The sequence below is a fragment of the Mycoplasma sp. Mirounga ES2805-ORL genome, assembly GCF_017084445.1.
Taxonomy (GTDB): domain Bacteria; phylum Bacillota_I; class Bacilli_A; order Mycoplasmatales; family Metamycoplasmataceae; genus Mycoplasmopsis.
This window is the reverse complement of the sequence record NZ_CP070947.1, coordinates 605,138-628,745: the sequence shown is the minus strand read 5'-3', so window position 1 is coordinate 628,745 and position 23,608 is coordinate 605,138. Positions and strand designations below refer to the sequence as shown.

Here is a 23,608-nt window from a genome sequence, read left to right as displayed (position 1 = left end):
ATGTTATATAATTATTAAGTTATGTCAAAAATAGTAGAAGTTAAAATTGAAATTCCAAACAATTCAACAATCAAATATGAGTATGATCGTGCAGATAAACAAATACATGTTGATCGTATCTTAAGAGGTGATTTTAAATATCCTACAAACTACGGTTTTATTCCTAATGCTCTTGATTGAGATGGAGATGAATTAGATGTTCTAGTTTACTCACAAGAAACATTTACTCCCGGTGTTGTTCTTAATGCAAGAATAATTGGGGCGATGAAAATGATTGACTCTGGTGAAACAGATACAAAATTAATAGCGGTTCACGATGATGATTATCGTTTAGAAAATATTCAAACCTTAAATGACTTACCAGAACCATTTCTAAAAAACGTTGAAACATTTTTTAGCAATTATAAAAATTGAAAGAAACCTGGTATAACTAAAGTTAGCGGTTTTGAGGATGATAAATGGGCTCTTGAAGAATTAAATGAATGTATTGAATTGATGAACACATATGGCAAAATGCCTAAAAAAGAATTTATAAAAAAAATGATGAAAGAACATCCTGAAAAATATGAAATTTAAAACTAGCCTTGCTAGTTTTTTATTTAGTGTATGATTATAAATTATGAAAAATAAATATGAATTTATTTGGGATGTTGAACAAATTAGTTTTCCTTTAGTTAAAAAAGTAGATGCAAAAGCATATGAAGGCATCAATTTTCTTTTTACAATCGGGTATCTCAAAGATAATGTAATTCAATTAAGTACTAAACTTATAGATTTAAAAAATCAATATAATAAATTTTCATCTAAACTAAGATATTTTAATAAGTTAATGAAAGAAAAAATAATTGAAGCTATTTTTGAATTAGTAGGCGAAACCATTTTTGTAAATGAAAAAAATATAAAACTATATTCTTGAAATAATGGATTAGAAAACCAAATATCTGAAAAATTACTAAAAATTAAAACAGAAAGCTTACCTTTTTCATCAAAGTTGTCACTAGATCATTTTGTAAAACATACAAACCTTAATTGTGAATATATGTCTAAGGCTAAATCAATTAATAAGCAAAATAAAATTATAAATTGCAAGAATGCAAGAACGGGTTTATTCGCATCATTATCTGGGTTGCTATTGTATTTACATGAAAATAACTTGACGAATACTAAAAAATTAGTAATTTCTAACGAAGAGTATGAGAAAGTTAAAAAAGAAGTAATTGAATATAATAGACATGATGTTTTAGCAGCATATCACAGTTGAAAACATAAAGAGAATAGTAAAAAAATATATGATTTAATTACTAATATAAAAAATAAAAAAGATAAAGTAAATGCAAATATTATTTTTATAAACAATATAATTCAAAAATCAATTGACTTAGATTTATTAGATAATTCAATAGACTTTATAAAGATAAAAACTAAAGAAGTTATTAGCAAATTACAAGACCCTAAGGAATGTGAATACCAAAATTCAGATAAAAAGCTGGATTGTAAACACTATGAACAGCAATTAATTTTATATAACAAGCTAATTAATTATGCAAATAAATACAAAATTAAAAGTAATTTAAGTGTTTCTTCGTTAATTACAAAATTAAAAGAAGAACTAGTGGATTTAAAAGAAAAGATATTAGATTTTAATAAACAAATAGAGGAAATTTAAGGAGACAATATGAGCAATAATCATAAAAGTATTAATAATTTAAGAAGAGAAGAACAAATAAAACAATTAATTTCATCAATATTAATAAATGATTTTAGAAATTCTAATGTTTTTAACCCTGTTGTTATTGACTGCGATTTGACAAATGATTTAAGTGAAGTAAAGGTATATGTTACATTTAGTGAAAAATCACAAAAGGGAATAGAAGTCTTAAATGACAGTAGAAATTATTTTAAAAAAATAATATCTAAAACACTTGATTGAAGAAAAGTGCCTAATATTATTTTTATACTAGATGAAATTACTAACCAAGGTATGAAAATTGATTCTATACTGAATAATATTAAAAAAGAAGATATAAACACAAATGGTAAAGTGGATTTCAAATTAAGTAAAACTGAGCTTGGAACATTGGAAGAATTTAAATTACAATGACCATACTTGCAAATTAATATTTGAGAAATACAATCTATTTCAAAATTTTTAAAAAATGATTTTTCTGAAGAAAATAAACCTGTTTACTATTTGCTAAATAAAAATAAATCTAGTGAAATTATTTTGGCTAATTCTACAAAATTAAAATCTAGAAAATTATTCAACAGGGGTTGATTTACTCATAATAAAAATAATGCATTTCAAATTGTTCCTGGAGATGGAATGATAAAAATACTTGAAATTAGATTCGACAAAAAGAATCTTAAAATGATTGATCAATATGAAATAAATAACGATTATGAAATAGACATGAAATTAGGAATTAAAAAAACAAAAAGAAATAATATAGAAAATATAACATCAAAGAATTTTTGAATTAAAAAATTTACTAATGTTCAAGATAAAACTATTGTCCAAAATTGTTATATATTAGATTTATCTACTGAAAACTTATATTTCTTTAGTTTGCCAAAAGAGATATATTTCCATGATTTTATTATGTTTCAAAAAAAATAGCTTGTTGGCTATTTTTTTTATATGGTGCCAAATACGAGAATCGAACTCGTGACGGCTGATTACGAGTCAGCTGCTTAACCACTAAGCTAATTTGGCATATGCCACATTTAATAAATGTGGCTATAAAATAGTTGTTTATGCAACTTTTATAATGTATGTTTGTTTTTTTCCTTTTTTTAAGATAGCATATTTTTTATCAAAATTTTTAGGTTCAAATTCTTCATTTTCTTCAATTGAAATACCATCAATTTTTAATGATTTATTATTAATAAATTCACGCGCCTCACGCTTTGATTGGAAGACTTTTTGTTCTATTAATTGATCGACAATATTCTTTTTTTTGTTCAAGGAAACAGTAGGTAAATAATTAGACATTTGTTTTAAATTATCTAATGTTAAATTTGTAAAATCAAAATCTTTATCAAATAAGAAACTAGTAATTTTAATTGCAATTTCCAATTCTTTTTCTCCAAATAGATCTTTAACAATTTCCTTGGCTATTATTTTTTGGGCATAGTGTTCACTCGGATTATCTTCGTGTGTTTTAATTATTTCATCAATTTCATCTAGAGGCAAAAACGTTAATCATTTTAAAAATTTTTCAACTAATGTGTCTGGTAAATTAACTAAAAATTGATACATGTTAAATGGGGAGTTCATTGTTTTATCTAATCATAATCCTCCGCCACCAAAAGATTTTCCGATTTTTTTTCCATTAGAATCAGTTAATAAATCTAATGTCAAAATAACAGCTTTATGTTTATCGCCTTCAATCTTTTGAATCATGTCAAGTCCTGTGACAATATTACCTCACTGGTCACTCCCACCTATTTGAACATTAACATTTTTATCTTTATATAATTTTAAAAAGTCATATCCCTGAATTATTTGATAGGCAAATTCTGTAAAAGATAGCCCTCTTTCAATTCTGGATTGAACTGAATCTTTCGCTAGCATATAACTTATATTAGTTAATTTTCCAGCATCCCTTAAAAAATCAATAATAGACATGTTTTTATAAATATCATAGTTGTCAAAAACTTCTAATCCAAAACTTTCTAATTGTTTTTTGATAGCTTTTTTATTCTCTATAACTTGTTGATTTGACAACAAGACACGTTCAGAATCTCTAAATGAAGGATCTCCTATCATTCCAGTGGCACCACCCAGCACTGCAAGGGGCTTAAATCCATATTGTTCAAAACGTTTTAAATTACAAATTAAAACATAGTTGCCTAAGTGCAAACTCTTTGCAGTAGGATCAAAACCACAGTAAACTCTGACCTTACTTGGATCTAAAGAATTCAATTTATCTTCATTACTTATTTGTTTAAAAACTCCACGTTTTTTTAAATCCTCTAAAATAGTCATTATAATCTCCTAACTAATCATTATTTCTTCGCCTAAATGTTTATCTAATTCATTTGATTTTCAATCCATTAATTCAAATAAATTGACATCTTCCTTCAGTCCTAAAGAGTGAGGCATACATAACATACCTTGACTTTCCACTCCTACTACTTCACTATTCAAAATTTCCAAACCTTCAGAAGTTATTGAACCAGGCCTTGCAAAAAAGAAATATTTTCCTTCACTTGTATAAGTTGTATTTGTAACTATTTTAATTAATTCATCGTTTCCAAAATCAACACTTAACAAAAATAGTTTTTCACTTTTTGGATGTTGTTGTCTACTAATAATTTTTCCTAATGTAAAAAATTTAACATCTCCAAATACAAAATTTGTTTGCGGTTTAGAAGACAAAATATCTTTTTTATATTTATTAAATTGACATTTAGTTAGCGTCCTAAAAGAAAGTTGGCTTTTAGTTGAATATTGATAATTAATAAATGAATTAACATTAAAATTGTTATCGCAAAAAACAAGATATTTTGCTTTTGGGTTTTCCACTAATATTTGTTTTTCAATCTTAATCCTTGTATCAACAAAAATAATAGATGTATTTTTAAAATTTTTATTTAAATTAAACACTCACTTCATAATTGATAATTATACATTAGTATATTAGTATATGCTATAATAGTTCACATTATGAAATATGCTATAGTAATTGATTCTTCATCAGGTTTAACAAAAAAACAAGCAGAAAAATTAGGTTGATTTTACTTGCCTTTATACATAACAATTGATGGTAAAGAATATGCTGATGGGGTAGAATTAACATCAAGAAATTTGTTTGATAAATATACACTTAAATCTGATGTTAAAACATCAACTTTCAATATGGGGGAAGCCTATAATTTATTTAGTGATTTGTCTAAAACATATGACAAAATTTTTGTTTATTCAATTTCAAAAAATTTATCAAGCTCTTATATAAATTTTAAAAGCATGGAAAATGAATTTCCTAAATTAAAAGTTATTGAATCAATTCAAATTACCTACTTAATACCATTTGATATTGTTTGGTTTGAACACAAAATGAAAGAAGATTCTTCTAAATATGAAGAATATATACAATATATTGAAAATGGTGGTTTTAAAAAGGAATGCAGTTTGATTCCAAAATACAATAAATACTTAATTAAGGGTGGAAGACTACACCCATCTGCTGCAGCTATTGCTCGTTTACTTAAAATAGTTCCTATTATAAAATGAGAAAATGGATCATTACTAAAAGAATCTATCGGTAGATCATTTGAAAAAACTTGTATTAAATTAATTAAATCAAAAGCTAAAGATTTTGAAGTCGAACCTGGTCACGAACTAATGGTTTCTTATATTCATTCAGGGCCTAAACCTGATGATCTTCAATTATTTCAAAATACTTTCAAAGAAGAATTTGAAGAAATACCATTTACAGAATTTATTTCACCAGTTGTTTCTGTACACACAGGACCTGAAGCGTTCGTGATAATATTAGTTTCAATGCCTAAATGGCTAAAACAAGAATTTTTAGAAAAATACGAGCAAATTAAAAATATCCAATAGGATATCCTCTAAATTTAGAATATCAAGCCTATAATTTAGCGCTTGATATTTTTAAAAATTAAAATAAAAAAATGGCAGGGGTGGCAGGACTCGAACCCACAACACACAGGGTTGAAGCCTGTTGTTCTACCATTGAACTACACCCCTAGCAATTCACGCTAAACATTATAACAAAAAATATGCTACATTAATTAATTTTAAATTATGTGCACAACTAATTGCTGTTTAAGCGTAAAGTGGCTATTTTTTTTAAATTGAAAAATAATCTTTAATATTAAATGAAAAACTTTCAACCCCTCTTATTTTAAAAATAACATTAGGATCAATAGTTCCCTTTCTCATTTCTCAAATACTCATTGGATTAGATACTCACAATAAATCTTTATTAATTATCTTTTTTTGTTGTTTGCCATTTATCATTTCTTCTATCGGTTCGCCCGCAATAGGATCGACTTCATAAATTTCGTGTTTTTTAGCAGCACCATAGTATTTAGTACTTATAGAAACTCCATCAACTCTAGCGGTTGTTAGTCTAATCTTACCTTCTTCTATAGAATAATTATTAATTCTTTTATCGTATTTGTCTAATTCCATATAAAAATTGTTTTCATTAAAAGTTTTATCTCTATTTGTATAAACGGTGGTGTGAACATGAGGCATTCATCCTCCATTTGTTGAAGGCGCCCCTAGATAACCTACAACTTGGCCTTTTTTAACTTGTGTAGGATTTTTTGGACTAAGTCCTTGAACAAAAGCATAATTTTTGCTTCCCGAAGTAGCCTGTGTTGGTATTCAACCAAGTGTTGAATTTTTCATGGTTTTATTTGCATCTAGATGTATGTAACCTACATAGAAATAATCGTCCTCTAAATCATCATTAAAATACTGTTCATATTCTTTTGGCGTTAATTTTAATTCTTCTTTTTTAATTCTAATCAATAAAGAGGTGCCAACACTTTGAGCAGTTTGATTTGGTTCAATTGGTGCATAAACAGCTATTACTTCACCATTAAATGGAGAGACAACTGGAGTATATTCCTCAGCTAAATAATCTTCTCCAACATGTAAACTTATAGGTGTTTTGATTCCCCCAGTATAAAAAGCTCTTGTAGAATCATATCCACCTGAAAATATTTGATTTCCATAATTTCTATATATAGAAGAATTAATTTTAGATAAGTCTGTTTGTTCTAAAAAATCTGCATTAAAGTTATAAGCCTTAACATTATTCTTTGTGAAGTCTTCTTCATAAATGTTAGTGAATGCACCAACACCAATTTTTTTAATTATTTCTTTTTGAATTAATGACCCATTGTTTTTATACTCAGCAATAAGACTTAGAGCACCGTTTCTAAAATCAATTGATTTATAGTTTATAACCTTATAGGAAATATTTTTATTAAGTGAATAAATATTAAAACTATCTTTGTTTAATTCGGTGAAATTTGAGTTATAAATGTTAGAACCCTTTGGTTCTACATAAACATTTTCTTGTAATTTATTTTCAAAAAGTATTGGGCTTTTATCATATGGGAGTTTCACTTCTTTAAACAAATCAAACCCTATACTATCATAATATTTTCCTTTTTTAAGAGCTCCATTTTTAGCCATAGCATTAGAAACTCTAATTCTTATTTTAGCTGTATCTAAATTTTCATTATCAAGTTGGATTCCATTTATTTTTATTAAGTACTCTTGGTCCGGGTATTTTGAAATAATGGATTTTAAATCTTTCTTAATATTTAAAGTAAATAATTCATTTATTTGTGATTTAGATAAATTTGCTAATCCATATTTTTTAATATTAAGTACTATTGAAGGGTTACCTAATGATATTTTTACATCAATATCTTCTTTGTGAAGATTATCCTTTAATTCATTATTAAAAAGTATTAAAGGATCATTTTCTGATTTAAATTGATTAGATTTCATTCCTTTTAATTTAAAAATTATTTTGCGTTCTGTATATAGACCTTTTAAATTATTTTGATTTAAATTTAGTTTTATTTTTACAGGGACTAATACTTCTGTTTTGTTGTTCATATTAATTTGTATATTGTGATAATCAATTTCATAATTTAGATTATTAATAAAACTTTCTTCAAATTTAAGATCATTTTTCAGAACTTTTTTAAATTGTTCAAAATCAAAATTAAAATGGTTAGGCAAATAATTATTTTCAGAAAATTCTTCAAATTTTACAGTTGTAGCGTTTGCTTTTGGATCTCTAAATTTTAGCACTTGATCGCTATAATCATTTTCTTCAAACATTTTAGAAAGTTTGCTTAATTGTGCCGTTTTACTTAATTCATTATGTTTGTCTTCAGGTGAATTGGAATTGCTCTTAGATTTTGAGTTGTTATTGCAACTATACGAAATAAACATTGGAGTTGAGCATAAAAACCCAATTGCACCTAAAACTATTTTTTTGTTTAAATATTTCATAACTATCCTTTCATATTTTTTTAATTTAGAAGTTTAAAATTATTCCTGTGTTTTCACTAATTAATAGAAAAACATGTCCGAAAATTATTGGAATTATAATTGTTAAAAATACACAAACCATAAATTGATAAAGACTTGTTGCAACTTCTATAAGTTCGAGTTTACATTCTTTTTTAGAATCTTTTTGTTTAACTCTTGTTGTTTGTATCACATTAAATACATATGTTGATATTGTCAATATTAATGTAATTAACGGAAATACAATATGAAACGCAAAAAAGCCAAAAAATGAAGATGCAAATAATATAAATCATATAAGAATCAAAGTTGTTAGCATAATTGTAAAGTTATTTAAGCCATAAAATGATGTACTTATATAATTCACCATAGGTACCGTAGATACAAATAATGATATAAAAATTGCTTCTTTAATTGCAAAGACTCATCAAGTTTTATTAGCTTTACTATCTTGCTTTAAGATATTCTTAATTTTCCATTCTCGAACTATTTCACCATATTCTAAAGAATCTATGTATAGTCTTTTAATAAGCCAATAAAATGGAACAAAAAATACAAATCCTAAAAGGCCACCTAGTAATTGGCCACCTATTAAATATCCAGACCCTTTGTAGATGGGATGTCAAGTTTTATCCACGCTATCAAAACCTTGAAGTGTCGACTGAATTATTACAATCAATGGGTTAAGCAATGCAAATGATTGTTTTTTTGCAAAAATAAAGCTATATGCTCAAGGAAGAACAAACATTAAAAAAGTAGCTAATGTAAATCCTGAAGCAATAAATATTTTATTGTTTTGTTTTTTTAAAAGTTTGGCAAACAATATCCACATTAATGAAAAAAATATTAATGTAAACACTGACAAGAATTCATAAATAAAACCTATCTTATTTCATGAAGCTTCTAAAAGTTGCTTTGTATTCATAAAAAACCTCTTTTTAATTTTTGATAGGTTATTATTATCTAATAAAAAATAAAAAAACTTGCATTGCAAGTTAAAAAATAAATTTATTTTTATTTTTTGCTTATATATTTACCAAAAACATCGATAATGTCTTGAACTGTTTTTATATTAACTAAATCAGCATCTTCAACACGTATTTCAAATTCTTCTTCAGCTTCAAACACTAATTCAGCTAATGTTAAAGAATCAATTTTTAAATCTTTTAATGTTGAAGTTGTTTTAATTGATGATTTGGTCAAACCTTGTAATTTACTAATAATTTTTTGTTTAAAATCCATGTATCCATTATATTAGAAAATTACTTATTGATAATAATAAATCTGTCTTTTCCATTAATATCTTTTAATATATCTATTTCGCTAAAAGAGTTTCATTTTTGTATATGTTTTGGGTTGATTTCCAAAATTAATTTGCCCCCAGGTTTTAAATATTTTTTATATTCATTAATTATATTTTCATAAATTCTTCATCCGTTTTTTGGGGAATACAAAGCAATAGAGGGTTCGTTTTGTTTAACTGACAATTGAATATCTTGATCTTTTTTTCATAAATAAGGGGGATTAGAAATTATTAAATCAAATTTGCCTTTAATGTCTTGAAATAAATTACTATGTTTTAATTTAATTCTTTTTCTACTTATTCTATCTATATTTAATTTCATATTTGTCTTAGCGACTTTTAATGCTTTATAACTAATATCTGACATTACTAAATTTATATTTTGAACATTCTTAAATATTGATAGTCCAATAAAACCTGAACCTGTACACAAATCTAAAATTCTTTGGTTAGGTTTAGCATATTTATTTATAACTAAATCAACCAATTCCATTGTTTCATATCTCGGAATTAGCACATTATTATTAACATTAATTATAGTATTCATAAATTCAATATATCCAATAATATATTGAATTGGAATATTTTTTTCTAAAGATTTTTTTTCTTTTGAAGATATAGTTTGAGGTAGATTATACTTGCGTTTTTCGTGCAAAAGTAACTTAATCAAATCCTTATTTTCCACTTAAACCACTCTCTTTAATTTTTTCATTCGTTTCTTCTGCAATTAAAGCTTCAATTATTGTTTGAAGTTTGCCTTCAACAACCTGTTTTAAGCTTGTTGATAGTGAAATTCTGTGGTCAGTAACTCGGTCTTGTGGGTAGTTATAGGTCCTAATCTTTTCACTTCTATCACCATGACCCGCAAGTTTTCTATATCCTGATTCTTCTTCACGTTTTTTTTGCATTTCTAAATCATATAACTTAGATTTAAGAACTTTCATAGCTGTATTTCTATTGGCAATTTGATTTCTTTCATCTTGAGAAGTTACCACAACACCCGTTGGAATATGGGTTATTCTAACAGCTGAATCAGTTGTATTAACTGATTGTCCACCGGCGCCACTTGATCTATATGTGTCAATTTGCAAATCGCTTGGTTTAATTACAATATCGATATTGTCATCAATTTCAGGGATAACAGTTACAGTTGCAGTAGAAGTATGAATTCTGCCTGAACTTTCAGTTACCGGAATTCTTTGAACTCTATGAACACCTGTTTCAAATTTAAATTTAGAATAAGCTTTTTCTCCATTTATTGTAAAAACAATTTGACTAAAGCCACCTGAATTCGTTGCATTCTCAGTAATAATTTTAATTTTAAAACCTAATTCTTCAGCATATTTGGTATACATTCTATAAAGATCTCCAGCAAATATATTTGCTTCGTCTCCGCCAGCAGCTCCTCTTATTTCAATTATTACATTCTTGTCATCATTTTCATCTTTAGGTAATAAAAGAATTTTTAATTCATCTGCCATTTTAGTTAATTCAAGTTCCGATTCTTCAATTAAAGATTTGGCTAAGAGAACCATATCCTCGTCTTTACTTGATAGCATTTCTTTTGCTCCATTTAAATTTTTTTCAGTATTTTGGTACTTTTGAAAAGTTAAAGCAATATCTTTAATTTTGTTAATTTCCTTATTTATTCTTGTATATTCATTTATATCATTGATTACAGAATCAGTCGTTGATTGTTCAAGTAATTTATTATATGTGTTATTGATTTCCACTAGAGAGTTATACATTGTCTTTTCCATAATGTTTAATATTATAAATGAAGTACTTTAATTTCATTATTAAGCTTTAAAACTTTTATAAGTCATTATTGGAATATCTCCATTGAGAATAATTTATAATTAAATAACTATATTTAAAAATCACAATTTATAGTGAAAAGGAGCAATATGGCAGAAGAATTTTTGAAAGATAATTATGAGCCACTAAAGTCTTATAATAACTTAGAACAAAAACACATAGAAAACATTGACAATTTTTTTGAAGATCTAACTAAAAAATCAAAAGTTGATATAGAGTCAAATAAAATAACTGTTAAAAATTTAAGACATGCAGAAAATGAATATGACCTAAGTCAAAAACAATTAAAAAAACAAAAGAAAGCTAAAATGACAGAAATTATCTTTCTTGTTTTATCGATACTAGCTACAGCGATTTCAATTTTTGTGCTAGCAAGTAAAATAACAAATAGTGAGTCAGCATTCATCACTCTATTGGTTACAATATCGGTTGGATTTATATTAATTATTACAATGCCGATTCTCTTGGGTATTGTTACAGTTCCTAGAATAAAGAAATTAATAAAAAATTCAAACATTGAAAAGGGAAAGATAGATAATTTTACTAAAGAAGGATACGAGCAAATGGAACCATTAAATGTTCTTTTCCAACACGGAATTAAAGAACAACTTTTTAGTAAATCTATTCCATTATTAAAGATTGATAGATTTTTTGATAATGAAAAACTGGCAAGATTACAAACTGATTATGGACTTGATAACTATAATGATGATGAGATTAGTAATATATATATTCAATCCGGAGAATTAAAAGGTAACCCATTTCTTATCGCCAATAGATTAGAACACACTATGGGATTAAAAACCTATACAGGCCATTTAGTAATTTCTTGAACCGAAAGTACTACTGACTCTAACGGCAATATAAGAACAATTAGAAGATCGCAAACCTTGACTGCTTCAGTTGAAAAGCCTTGTCCATACTATGTTGAAAATCCATTTATTATTTTTGGATCAGAAGTAGAACCTAATTTCAGTTTTGAAAGAACACCTAATTTTGTTCATGAGATGAGTGACAAAAAACTTGCAAAGTTTATTAAATCGCAAACAAAAATTATTGAAAAATTATCTAAACAAGGTGTTGGAGATTCAAACTTTACCGCTTTAGGCAATACTGACTTTGAAGCAATATGAAATGCACTTGAAAGAGACAACGAGAAAAGTTACAGAATGTTATTTACTCCTTTAGCCCAAAAAACACTAACTGATTTTTTAATGGATAAAGAAATAGGATACGGTGACGATTTTATATTTAAAAAAATTGAAAAACTTAATGTCATTAAGCCTGAACATTTTAGAAAAATTGATTTTAATGCTGATGAAGAATCTTATTATGATGACTTAGACTTTGAAGCAATCAAAGAAAGATTTAAAACATATCAATTAAGATATTTCAGACATTTATTTTTAGCTTTTGCACCTTTATTATCAATCCCTATTTATCAACAAACAGCAACTCACGAATTTATATATAGAGACACACCAAAAAGTAAATTGAATAACTATGAGTATGAAAATATCCTTAATGCATTAAGTGCTAATTTATTCAAACATAAACTTTCAAAGACAAAGAATATTATTAAAACTCAACTTTTAAAGGTTCAAAATAATAAAGATATTGTTAAAGTCAATTCATGAGGATATGACATAGAAGATATGGTCGAGTATGTTTATGTGATAGGTGGAGATGGAAACACGCACGCTGTTCCTGTCCACTGAGATAAATATACTAAACAAGAACAAGACACCATTGTTGAAATTACTCCAATAAATGAATACAGAATTAACTATAATGAGTGAAAAAAGGAATCTGATCAATACATGAAACCAAGCGGCAATGAAAAAGATGATAAAATATATTTTGCAAAATCATCACTTGTTAAAATACTTAAAGACGATTTTAAATAAATAAAAAAAGGAGATACAAAATATGGCAAACCTAATTGATGAAAGAGATGGTCAAACCTTAGATCAAGGTAACGACATAAATGTTATAAATAAAAGAATTCCAGCTAAAACTGGTGGAGGTTCAATATTCTTTGAAATCATTTTATGATTTCCATTAATAATTCCAGGATTAATTTTTCTATTTAAAAAGATTAATGCTAAAAAATATTTTCAAAAGCTTGAACAAAAAATACAACATAACGCTTCACAAATTGATAACTACCTAGAACAAAGAGTCATGATAATGCAAAACGTTGTTGGGTTAGTTGAAAAATCAATTGATTTGGATAAAGATGTTATGAAAACGGTTGCAGCATACAGAGGAGGAGTTAATCCTAATGAAGAAAACAGAGCCCAAGTTTCTACTGCTGTTGATAATATAATGAGAGGTCTTGCAATTCAAATTGAAGCATATCCAGAACTAAAAGCACACAAAACAATAGCTGATGCTATGCAACAAAATTCATACTTGCAAAAAGAAATTACTGCTGCTCGTGAAGTTTATAATGACACTGTGTTGCAATGAAATAGAGAAATTTTTGATTGACCAACTAAAATGATTGTTGCTAACAAACAACAATACACAACGAGAATTCCCTTTGCAACATCAAAAACAATTAAGGAAGAAGCAAGACAAAAATTCTTCTAAAAATGTCCCTATAATGATAGGGATTTTTTAATCGATTAAGAAACAAAACTATTAATAATGCTTAATTAACATTGAAATACATAATATAATTTATTAACGCTACGATAATATTAGAAATTATAAATGAGGTAAAATGGAAAAAATAATTAATCACAACTATTCATTCAAAATCAAATTTCCTTTCAAGAATGAAGACGGAAATTCTACTTTTAAATATTTTATAAAACAAGAATTTCAAAATGATGTAGAGTCTAATACTCTTGAATTAGATTTAATTTTTTTAAATGAAATTAATGGAAAATATAACCAAAGATACGAATGATCTAATTCAGAAAACTTAGATGAACTTATTAAAGATACTAAATGAGAAAAAGCTGGAAAGATAATTTTTGATAAATCATCATATGAAAATTTCGCAGATGACCAATTAAAAGAGTTAGCGACTCGTTTTGTTAAGGCTCTAAATTCAGAAATTGCTTTCTATTACAATAATAATAAAAATGAAGATGACTTTATTATTTTTGCAAAGCAACAAGCACTTAATATTGGGAAACGTATTTTTGACGAACAAGCATTTTTTATTAACTTTAATTTAAGTAAATTATCAAATCGTTATGTATACAATAACTTTCCTGTAAGCACTAAAGATATGGAATATATCCCACTAATTAATTCTCCTTTCAAGAATTTTGATAATAAGTTGAAAGAATTTACAATCAAACCTAAAAAAATTGATGGTAAATTTTATGCTATTCTTTCAACAGACAAAAATGAAATAAAAACTGAAATTGATGAAGCACAATTCGATGTGCTTTCAGGTAAAAAGGAATTTTTGGAAGATTCAGAACATGAATTAGTTAAAGTGTATGGTTCAAGCAGTAAATTTGATAAAAGTAAAATAGAAAGCGTTCTACGTGATAGATTTAAAAGACATTATTTTGGAACAATAAAAAATAGATTCAATTTCGACAAAAGAGATATTGTCAAATACGAATTTTATTTAAAAACAATAAATAACACCACTGATGATGAAAATACAGATACAATTGGTTTTATTGAATTAGACCAAAATCAAATTGGAAGTGAATCTAAAGTTGAAGAAGCTATTGAGCTGATTGATGAATTGCTTGTTAAAAGAATCTACGAAGATTTTAAAAATGGCAAGACATATAATAAATATGAAATAGCAGACATTGTTAATAAAAAAATGGATTATATTTTTGCTAAGTTAAAATAAACATTTCATACCACATCATTGATGTGGTTTTTAATTTAATTTTTTAAATTAACATTTAAAATAATTAATATATGGAATATATAAAAAATATAAATGGTTTAAATATAAATATTTATGAAAATTTTATTGATGCAAAATTACCAACAATTCTATTTATACATGGTTTTAATGATTCAATAAATATGGTTCGTTATCTTGAAAATTTACCTCACAATTTCAATATTGTTTCACTAGATTTGCCGGGTTGTGGCAAAAGTAATTGAGATCCAAAAATAAAAATAGATATTGATTATTATTCTGTTTTTATGACCTTATTCATCAACGATTATTTTGATAAGGATAAGCAAATATATGTTGTAGCACACTCATTAGGTTGCATGATAGCACTAAAAATGTTAGAAAATATTCCAAAAATTAGTAAAACCATTCTAATTCAACCTATTGTAAAAAATTCAAGAATAAGAATTGAAAATTTACTTCCTAATAATGAACTAGAAGCATATGATTCTTATCTAAAACTTATGGAATCGAAAGATAATTTAGCACAAGAATCAGCTAATAAATATGCTAAAAAATTAATGCTAAACAAAGAAATGAATAACAAAAAATTTAAAAACTTAGCTAAGCAAATTTTAAATAAATCATATATAGAATCCTTTATAAACAAATATTACATTCAAAATGAGAGGGTTTTAGTTTTGGCTGGAACAAAAGATTTTTTTATACCTTTAAATAACTTACTAAAGACAACTAAAAAATTTTCACTAAATACTAAAATTATTAATAACATGACACACCATTCATTCAAAAGTTCTCCAAGAGAAATAATTAAAATAATCGAAGAATTTATAGATAATTAAAATAAAAAGCACAAGCGTGCTTTTTATAAATGATAAATTATTTGTCTAACTTAACCTTAACGCCAGGTCCCATTGTTGCAGAAACAACAATGTTTTGAATATAAGCGCCTTTAACTGCGGTTGGTTTTAATTTCTTAATTAATGAAATTATTGTTTGTGCGTTTTCAACTAAATTATTAACATCCATTGATACTTTACCAATTAATGTATGAACGATACCGGCTTTATCTGTACGGTAGTTAGCCTTACCTTTTTTAAGTTCTTCAACTGCTTTTTCTGGAGTTGGAGTAACTGTACCTGTTTTAGGATTAGGCATTAAACCTTTAGGTCCAAGTTTTTTACCGTGTTTTCCTAAAATAGGCATCATTGCTGGATCAGCAACCATAACATCAAAGTCAAATTCGTCTTCTTTAATTTTTCTTTCTAGTTCTTGTCCATCAACGACTTGATCTGCGCCAGCTTTTTGAGCTAATTTTTGTTTTTCTGGATTATTTGTAACTACTAATACTTTAATTGATTTACCTGTTCCATGAGGTAGTAATACTGAACCACGCAATTGTTGATCAGCTTTACGAACATCTAGGTTTAATTTGAATACCAATTCAACAGAACCGTCAAATTTTGAATATGAAGTTCTTTTAACGATTTCTAAAGCTTCTTTTAAATCATACGCTAATGATTTATCAAATGCTTCACGAGCAGCTTTTATTTTTTTACCAACATGAGTAGCCATTATTTGTCTCCTTCATTTGATTCATCTTCAACTTCAGCTGCTTTTGAATTGTTATCTTCTTTAGATTCTAGCATAGCTTCTTCATCTGCTGCTAATTGAGCTTCATGAGCTGCAGCTTTTTGGGCTTCTAATTGAGCTTCTTTTGCTGCTGCTTTTTCAGCTTTAATATCATCGTATCCTTCAATTAAAATACCCATGTTTTTAGCAGTTCCAGCAACGATGTGCATTGCTGCTTCAAGTGTATTAGCGTTTAAATCAGGCATTTTATAAGTAGCAATTTCTTTTAGTTGTTCTAATTGGATTGTTGCAACTTTTGTAGTTTTTGAATTTGCACTACCTTTTTTAATTTTTGCAGCTTGCATAAGTTTATAACTTGCTGGAGCTGTAAATAATTTATATTCAAATGATTTATCTTTGTAAACAGTAATTTCAACCGGAACTGGTTCATTACCTCTATCACGTGTTGCGTCATTGAAAGCACGAGTGAAGTCTGGCATGTTAATACCAACACCCGCAAGAGCTGGACCAGGTTTTGCTTGACCAGCAATAAATTGCAATTTACGCACACGGACAATATCAGCTTTTGATTTTGCCATATGTTGTTATCCCTTCGATAATGTGGTTCTAGCGATTTCTCAATATAAGATCTCCCACTAGTAAGAGGCAATTTAATAATTGCATATAGAATTATAACTCATACATAAAATATTAAGAGTGTGTTTTTTTAAGAATTTTTATTCAATTTTAATGTTGAATTGAAGCAAATTAAACAAGAAAAGTGATTTAGTATACATCTTATAATTTAAATATTAAAGTTTTACTAAAATAACTATAAAAATGTTAAATATAACAATTAATTAATCTGTTTTTAACTTATATTTATTTTGAAGGAAGCACTTACTAATTTATATATAAAAGTTATTATAAATATAATTTTGTTTGTTTTTTAAATTTAAAATCATAGTTAATATAAAATTAGACTAGACATAAAATAATACATTGTGCTCTAGACATTATATTTACAAAACTAAGGACAAAATGAAATACAACAAATTGAAAAATTCAATTATAAGCGCTTGAATAATGACCGAATATCTTTCTGAAGCTAATCTAGAAAAAAACAAATCACGCCAATTAAAAAATATTGTAAATGATAACTATAATGATAATTTTTATAATTATTTTAAGAACGAGATAAAAGACCACCCAAATGAAAAATTAATACTTTATTTTGGCATAATAAAATTAAATGAAATTATTAGTATTTTAAAACTAAAACAAGATGATAAAGACAACATAAAATACGAGGATATAGATTATACAGACAAAAAATTTTGTATTTCCTTAGAATTTGACAAAGATCTTATTTTACAAAAAAACAATATTTTTGTTTCAGCAACATTTTATATTCTAAAAAAAATGGATATTCCTAGAAACATAAATACATTTAAAAAATTTAGAGAGGATTTTATAGAATATATATTACCTAGTGATGAAAAAACAAATATAGAGAAAAACTTTAATGTAAGTATATCTAATGTACTAAATTTAATTGACAATCTTCAATCATCTATTAAAAGAAATTTGGAAAACCAATCATCTATAGAATATTCAGAAAATGATTCATTTATTATTGACAATAAATTCTTTTTTTCGGATAAAACACTAAACTTTAATTCCTTTTACATTGATGATTTAGAAACTATCTTATCTACCAAATTAAATAATAAAAATATTAAAAACTACTTATTTGGAAAACAAAAAGGCGTTAAAACAATAAATTTAGACATCGAGGATCACAAAAATTTCAAGCACTTTGCAAAAATATTAAATCCAGAAAAATTTCCAATAGCTAGGTTTCCAAACTTCCCTTTATCATTAATGCAACAAGTTGCAGTAAATATAGCTGTCGATGAGAATAATGTTCCAATTAAAAGTGTAAATGGACCCCCAGGAACAGGAAAAACAACTTTATTAAAAGATATTTTTGCAGATCTAGTTACAAAACAAGCAAAAATTATTGTGGATAAATATATGCACACAAACTGTAACGGAATCCTACCACGTGAAATATCGAATTTAAATATACTAGTTGCAAGTTCAAATAATATTGCTGTAAAAAATATAGTAAAAGAAATTCCTTTGTCTAAAAATATTAAAAAAGAGTATATTGAAGACTCGTTAGAAATTGATTATTTTAAAGAGCTTACTTCAACTATTTATGAAGAAAATGATAATGAAGAGAAATGGGGTATTTTTTCACTTGAAGGTGGCAAAAAATCTAATAGAGAAAATATTAACAACGCTATATCTCAAATATTAGATAGCGAACCAAAGTGAAAGGATAAGAATATATCTGAGCAGTTTAATAAAAAATACAATGAAATAGAAAAACTTAAAAAGAAGGCTAAAAAATATTTTAAAAAATCAAAGACACTAAATAAACATGAAACAAAAATAAATGATGCGAACTGAATAACTAAAAAATGTTTAGGCAAAAGGATAAAACGTATTGAGAAGAAGCGGTTTTGTAACCTTTTATTACGATTTAATAACAACTATAACAAGTTTCATGAATCTAAACCTTTTTTTGACGATGTTTTTAGGAAAAAGCAGAGCTCTCTTTTTGCATTATCTCTAGCAATAAGAAGACAATTTATTGAAAAAAATAAAAAATACATAAAAAAAGCTTTAAATATATGACAAAATCAAAATAAGTATCAAGATAACAAAGGTGAAATTGAAAATGCTTGAAGATGAATTAATTTTGTTATTCCAGTTATTAGTACCACGTTTGCTAGCGCACATTCATTTTTTAAAAATTTAGGCGAAAATTCAATGGGTTATCTTTTTATTGATGAAGCGGGTCAAGCTTTACCATATGCAGGCGCAGGTTTAATTTATAGAAATAAAAAGATAATGGCTCTTGGTGATCCTTTCCAAATCCCACCCGTTATGACCTTGAGTGAAAGTCTTATCTCGATGATTAGAAATAAATTCAAAATAAATGAAAAGTATTTATCACATGATTCTTCAGTGCAAACCCTTATGGATGCAACAGGAAAGTATGGATTTTTTATCGACGATGAAAATTGAATTGGAATACCTTTATGAGTACATAGAAGATGTAAAAGACCTATGTTTGATATTTCAAATGCAATTTCATACCACAACAAAATGGTTCTACCTGCAGATAAAAAAGATGATTATGGATTTATAAAATGAATAGATGTGCCTTCTAGCATCGATCAAGACAAATTTGTAAAAGCACAATCCGATAAACTAATATCAATCTTAAAAAGTCCACAATTTAAAGATGAATTAAATAATATTTTTGTCATCACACCTTTCAAAAACGTGGAGAGAAAATTAAAATTATCACTTAAAAATATTTTAGAAAATAAAAAAATAGGAACGGTACACACTTTTCAGGGTAAAGAAGCAAAAATTGTATTTTTAGTTTTAGGGGCAAGTTGAGAGTCTAGGGGCGCAGCAAATTGAGCCGTTAATTCTGGAAAACCAAATTTGTTTAACGTTGCAGTTACTCGTGCAAAGGAACAATTTTACATAATAGGTGATCAAAAATTATATAAAAGTTTGAAAAGTAGAGTTGTAGATATAACAATTAAAAAAATAACAGATTTTGAAAAAAAGAATGTTATTTAAACAACGGTACTATATTTATAGATTAAAAATTCTAATTAAATAAAACAAAATTATTTTTTCTTTATAAATACTGTTTTTTTAATATACTTTTAATACTTTAATGTCAAGCACTTTTACTTGACAGATAAAGAACACAAATAAAATTTAAAAATATAAGGAGCGAATTTAAAATATGGTAAAAATTAGATTCAAGAGAGCTGGAAGTAAATTCAATGCTTTCTACCAAATAGTAGCCACTGATTCACATTCACCAAGAGATGGTAAATTCATAGAATCACTAGGTCACTACAACCCACATACAAAAGAATTTGTTTTAAATGAAGAAGCTACACAAAAATGAATTAATCAAGGTGCACAAGTTTCACAAACAGTTAAAAACTTATTCAAAACTAAAAAACTAAATGAAAAATTTCAAAAAGGAACATTAGCTTCTAAAAAAGAAGCAAAAGAAAAACCTACTAAAAAAGCTACAACATCAGTTAAGAAAACCGCAGCTGCTAAAAAACCTGCCTCAGCTAAAAAAGCTACAACAGCTAAAAAAACAACTAAATAATGAAAATTAATTTTCTAACTCTTTTTCCAAACTACTTTAAACCTTTAATCGAAGAATCAATTATTGCTAAAGCAATAGAAAAAAATATTATTGATATTAATGTTGTTGACTTTAGAAAATTTAGCAGAGACAAACACCACAAAGTAGATGATGAAATATTTGGTGGAGGTGTAGGAATGCTTTTACAGGTAGAACCTATAGACCTTGCATTAAACTCATTAAAAAATCGTGGTGGTTATAAAGTATTGGTTTCACCTCAAGGAAAAGTGTTCTCACAAGCAATAGCTCATGAATTGGCAACAAAAGAGCAACTAACATTTATATCAGGTCGATATGAAGGATTTGATGAACGTGTTGTCGAATTAGTTGATGAAGAAATATCCATCGGCGATTATGTCTTAACTGGTGGTGAATTACCTTCTATGGTTATGGCGGATTCAATCATTAGATTGATACCTGGAGTCATTAAAGAAGAAAGCTATAAAAATGACAGTTTTCAGGGTGATGGACTATTAGATTATCCACAATACACAAGACCAAGAGAATATAAAGGTATGAAGGTTCCGGAAGTACTACTAAATGGTAATCATGCGGAAATAGAAAAATGAAAAAAAGAGTCAAAATATAAAAAAACAATGAAAAATAGACCCGATATTATTGAAAGGATAGAAAATGAGAAATAAATTATTAGAGGCTGTTGAATCAAATCAGTTACGTAAGGATCACCCAAATTTTAAAATTGGTGATAATGTTAAAGTATATGTTCGTATTCGTGAAGGAGAAAAAGAACGTATCCAAATTTTTGAAGGTTTAGTTATTAGTAAAAGAGAATCAGGAACACGCGAAACATTTACAGTTAGAAAAACTTCATTCGGTGTTGGTGTAAATAGAACTTTCCCATTACACTCACCTCTAATAGCTCAAATTCAAGTTGTTAGATCAAATAAAGTTCGTCGTGCAAAACTTTACTACATGGAACAAAGAAGTGGTAAATCAGCAAGACTTAAGGAAATCAAACCAAACTCAAGCAAAAAAGAAACTAATAAATAATTCAATAAATTTAAAACACAATAAATATTTGTGTTTTTTCTTTACTTTTTTTTAAAAAAATTATAATTTTTCAATCAAATTATTAACTAATAAAAATTGGTTCAAAATATGCTAGAAAAAGAAAGTAAAATTAAAGAAAATATTAGCGGAATATTAGGCGGAGTTTTTTTCGCTGTTGATAGTACTTTTATTGTTATTTATCTTATTTTTTCTTTTTCAATAAACTATCTAATTTCACTAAAAGAATCTATAGTTTTAACTTTTTTACATGATTTCTTTTCATTTATTTGGAGTGCATTTTATATATTAGGTGTTAGAAAACAATACAAGGAACTATTAATAAGTTTTAAAAATAAATATATTTTTGTTCTTATTATTTCAAGTATCATAGGCGCTCCTCTAGGCACTACAATGTATTATCTATCAATACAGCGCATTGGATTAGGTAAGGCTAATGTTATATCGTCACTATATCCTTTATTAAGCGTCATGTTAGGATATTTTTTCTTAAAACAAAAAAATTCATGAAATGTTTATACTGGTTTTTCTATTGCTATTTTATCTGGAGCCTCACTTGGAATATCTACTTGATTTAATAATCCGGGTGATATTTTGGGATATATTTTTGCTGTTATTTGTTTCATCTCTTGAGGTCTTGAAGCATTTTTATCAACAATATCATTAAAAAAAGGCATGCAAGAGGTTCCGTCTATTATGATAAGAAATATGGTTTCGTCACTAACATTTTTAATATTTATAATCCCTTCTATAAAAGCATTTAATTTAACTGGAAAAATGTTACAAAATATTAATGTTTTATGAATTATTGGCGCTTCGTTTTTTGGCACTATTAGTTTAACTTTGTACTATCGTGCTTTACATAAACTCTCAATTTCAGTTGCAACAGCTATGGATACGGCTTATGCTGCATGAGCAATATTAATAGAATTGATTATATTAATCCCTTGCTTTAGAGAATATGAAATAAGACCTTGATACGAATATTTAATTTCTTTTATTCTAATAATAGGAGTTATACTAACAATTATTAATTTTGATAAAAAATCAAAATTCAAAAACAAAAAAACCTAGTTCTAATTATTTTTATCTTGTTTATTTTTATCTATAAAAAAGCCTAATACGTTAAATGTTTCATTTTCAACTTCAATTTTTTCACTGTTATATCAATTAGAATTTCTAAATATATAAAATCTATCAATAGAGTCACTCAACACAATAAATCTTGTGTATCTATCTTCATTTAGAATATTGATAAGTAATCTTGAGGTTATTCTTTTTTTTGGATGAAAAACTTTTAATAAGAGACTCTTCTTATTGTTTCCTCAATATGTAATTGATTTTAAATTTTTAGGTTTATTCATCTTGTTCAATTTTTCAATTGATGTTCCAATTATTAATTCAAAATATATTCGTTGACCTTCAAAATTAAAATAAGGACGGAAATAATCTATTTTTTCACTATCATTTACAAACTTATCCTCGTATTTTGAGTGTAAGTAATCAAAATCTTTTCAAAATATAGATATTGAAAAATTACCCAATGTGAGTTCTCTTTTGTTAATTATTAATCTAGTAGTCGAAGGAGAAAGAGAATATTTTATTTTATTTTTATCCAATATACTTTTTAACTCTTTTCAACACATAATTAAGTTTTGTTCCATAATAGAGAATTATAATAGAAACAAATTATTCAAATTAATTTATAATATAAAAATTATTGCTACATATTACTAATACTAT

General features: G+C 26.4%; 22 protein-coding genes, 2 tRNA genes and 1 pseudogene. 13 read left to right on the top strand and 12 right to left on the bottom strand.

The features are described 5' to 3' along the window. Window positions 1-21: 21 nt before the first annotated feature. Genes JXZ90_RS02710 through rbfA form a run of 3 tightly spaced genes read left to right on the top strand, consistent with a single transcriptional unit; the run spans window position 22 to window position 2,617 of the window. Window positions 22-576 carry an inorganic diphosphatase gene (locus JXZ90_RS02710; protein WP_205848239.1) on the top strand — a complete coding sequence of 185 codons (555 nt, stop codon included), beginning with the start codon at window positions 22-24 and terminating at the stop codon, window positions 574-576. A 43-nt stretch (window positions 577-619) separates the two neighbouring features. Continuing rightward, window positions 620-1,666: a hypothetical protein gene (locus tag JXZ90_RS02705; protein WP_205848238.1), complete on the top strand. Its 1,047-nt coding sequence runs from the start codon at window positions 620-622 to the stop codon at window positions 1,664-1,666. A 9-nt stretch (window positions 1,667-1,675) separates the two neighbouring features. Then, window positions 1,676-2,617, top strand: coding sequence for a 30S ribosome-binding factor RbfA (gene rbfA / locus JXZ90_RS02700; RefSeq protein WP_205848237.1), 942 nt, complete (start codon window positions 1,676-1,678; stop codon window positions 2,615-2,617). 22 nt (window positions 2,618-2,639) lie between these two features. Here rbfA and JXZ90_RS02695 read toward each other — a convergent pair. From JXZ90_RS02695 to tapR, 3 genes are all read right to left on the bottom strand, one after another. Next, window positions 2,640-2,713: transfer RNA gene (locus JXZ90_RS02695), tRNA-Thr, on the bottom strand. 39 nt (window positions 2,714-2,752) lie between these two features. Then, window positions 2,753-3,988: a tyrosine--tRNA ligase gene (gene tyrS / locus JXZ90_RS02690; RefSeq protein WP_371808117.1), complete on the bottom strand. Its 1,236-nt coding sequence runs from the start codon at window positions 3,986-3,988 to the stop codon at window positions 2,753-2,755. Between the two features lie 9 nt (window positions 3,989-3,997). Next, on the bottom strand, window positions 3,998-4,618 hold the full coding sequence (gene tapR / locus JXZ90_RS02685; protein WP_205848236.1) for a TyrS-associated PheT N-terminal domain-related protein TapR: 621 nt from the start codon (window positions 4,616-4,618) through the stop codon (window positions 3,998-4,000). A gap of 51 nt (window positions 4,619-4,669) precedes the next feature. Between tapR and JXZ90_RS02680 the strand changes: the two genes are divergently transcribed. Then, entirely contained in the window at window positions 4,670-5,569 is a 900-nt protein-coding gene (locus JXZ90_RS02680; protein WP_205848235.1) for a DegV family protein, read from the top strand. Window positions 5,570-5,641: 72 nt separating this feature from the next. Here JXZ90_RS02680 and JXZ90_RS02675 read toward each other — a convergent pair. From JXZ90_RS02675 to prfA, 6 genes are all read right to left on the bottom strand, one after another. Then, window positions 5,642-5,716, bottom strand: a tRNA-Trp gene (locus JXZ90_RS02675). A gap of 102 nt (window positions 5,717-5,818) precedes the next feature. After that, window positions 5,819-8,014, bottom strand: a complete 2,196-nt coding sequence (locus JXZ90_RS02670; RefSeq protein ID WP_205848234.1) for an MSC_0775 family lipoprotein — start codon at window positions 8,012-8,014, stop codon at window positions 5,819-5,821. A gap of 25 nt (window positions 8,015-8,039) precedes the next feature. Continuing rightward, window positions 8,040-8,957: an MAG4940 family membrane protein gene (locus JXZ90_RS02665; protein WP_205848233.1), complete on the bottom strand. Its 918-nt coding sequence runs from the start codon at window positions 8,955-8,957 to the stop codon at window positions 8,040-8,042. An 89-nt stretch (window positions 8,958-9,046) separates the two neighbouring features. Continuing rightward, a complete protein-coding gene (locus JXZ90_RS02660; RefSeq protein WP_205848232.1) occupies window positions 9,047-9,274 on the bottom strand; it encodes a phosphopantetheine-binding protein in 228 nt (75 codons plus the stop codon). A 20-nt stretch (window positions 9,275-9,294) separates the two neighbouring features. Then, the gene (gene prmC, locus JXZ90_RS02655; RefSeq protein ID WP_241003400.1) at window positions 9,295-10,020 is read right to left on the bottom strand and encodes a peptide chain release factor N(5)-glutamine methyltransferase; all 726 of its coding nucleotides are present in this window, start codon (window positions 10,018-10,020) and stop codon (window positions 9,295-9,297) included. Next, the gene (gene prfA, locus JXZ90_RS02650; RefSeq protein WP_205848231.1) at window positions 10,010-11,095 is read right to left on the bottom strand and encodes a peptide chain release factor 1; all 1,086 of its coding nucleotides are present in this window, start codon (window positions 11,093-11,095) and stop codon (window positions 10,010-10,012) included. Before prfA ends, prmC begins: the two co-directional genes overlap by 11 nt. Window positions 11,096-11,242: 147 nt before the next feature. Between prfA and JXZ90_RS02645 the strand changes: the two genes are divergently transcribed. The 4 genes from JXZ90_RS02645 to JXZ90_RS02630 all read left to right on the top strand — a co-directional run bounded on the left by JXZ90_RS02645 (window position 11,243) and on the right by JXZ90_RS02630 (window position 15,845). After that, window positions 11,243-13,060, top strand: a complete 1,818-nt coding sequence (locus JXZ90_RS02645; protein ID WP_205848230.1) for an MAG1210 family protein — start codon at window positions 11,243-11,245, stop codon at window positions 13,058-13,060. Window positions 13,061-13,082: 22 nt separating this feature from the next. After that, entirely contained in the window at window positions 13,083-13,748 is a 666-nt protein-coding gene (locus tag JXZ90_RS02640) for a LemA family protein (RefSeq protein WP_205848229.1), read from the top strand. 133 nt (window positions 13,749-13,881) lie between these two features. Beyond that, a complete protein-coding gene (locus tag JXZ90_RS02635; protein WP_205848228.1) occupies window positions 13,882-14,985 on the top strand; it encodes a hypothetical protein in 1,104 nt (367 codons plus the stop codon). A gap of 71 nt (window positions 14,986-15,056) precedes the next feature. Continuing rightward, entirely contained in the window at window positions 15,057-15,845 is a 789-nt protein-coding gene (locus JXZ90_RS02630; protein ID WP_205848227.1) for an alpha/beta fold hydrolase, read from the top strand. A gap of 37 nt (window positions 15,846-15,882) precedes the next feature. On the opposite strand, the gene rplA is transcribed toward JXZ90_RS02630, so the two are convergent. Beyond that, window positions 15,883-16,578 (bottom strand): 50S ribosomal protein L1, encoded by a 696-nt coding sequence (gene rplA / locus JXZ90_RS02625; protein WP_205848226.1) that lies wholly within the window; start codon window positions 16,576-16,578, stop codon window positions 15,883-15,885. 161 nt (window positions 16,579-16,739) lie between these two features. Continuing rightward, window positions 16,740-17,174 (bottom strand): annotated as a pseudogene (rplK, locus tag JXZ90_RS02620) (50S ribosomal protein L11); the annotation flags it as partial. 442 nt (window positions 17,175-17,616) lie between these two features. Between rplK and JXZ90_RS03390 the strand changes: the two are divergent. From JXZ90_RS03390 to JXZ90_RS02595, 5 genes are all read left to right on the top strand, one after another. Then, entirely contained in the window at window positions 17,617-20,244 is a 2,628-nt protein-coding gene (locus JXZ90_RS03390; protein WP_241003399.1) for an ATP-binding protein, read from the top strand. Window positions 20,245-20,416: 172 nt separating this feature from the next. Then, window positions 20,417-20,797 carry a 30S ribosomal protein S16 gene (gene rpsP, locus JXZ90_RS02610; RefSeq protein ID WP_205848224.1) on the top strand — a complete coding sequence of 127 codons (381 nt, stop codon included), beginning with the start codon at window positions 20,417-20,419 and terminating at the stop codon, window positions 20,795-20,797. After that, entirely contained in the window at window positions 20,797-21,480 is a 684-nt protein-coding gene (gene trmD, locus JXZ90_RS02605; protein WP_205848223.1) for a tRNA (guanosine(37)-N1)-methyltransferase TrmD, read from the top strand. Before rpsP ends, trmD begins: the two co-directional genes overlap by 1 nt. After that, entirely contained in the window at window positions 21,470-21,847 is a 378-nt protein-coding gene (gene rplS, locus JXZ90_RS02600; RefSeq protein ID WP_205848222.1) for a 50S ribosomal protein L19, read from the top strand. The genes trmD and rplS overlap by 11 nt, the downstream gene beginning before the upstream one ends. 108 nt (window positions 21,848-21,955) lie before the next feature. Further along, the gene (locus JXZ90_RS02595) at window positions 21,956-22,939 is read left to right on the top strand and encodes a DMT family transporter (protein ID WP_205848221.1); all 984 of its coding nucleotides are present in this window, start codon (window positions 21,956-21,958) and stop codon (window positions 22,937-22,939) included. 2 nt (window positions 22,940-22,941) lie between these two features. Here the strand turns inward: JXZ90_RS02595 and JXZ90_RS02590 are convergent, their stop codons facing one another. Continuing rightward, on the bottom strand, window positions 22,942-23,529 hold the full coding sequence (locus JXZ90_RS02590; protein ID WP_205848220.1) for a hypothetical protein: 588 nt from the start codon (window positions 23,527-23,529) through the stop codon (window positions 22,942-22,944). Window positions 23,530-23,608 lie beyond the last annotated feature (79 nt).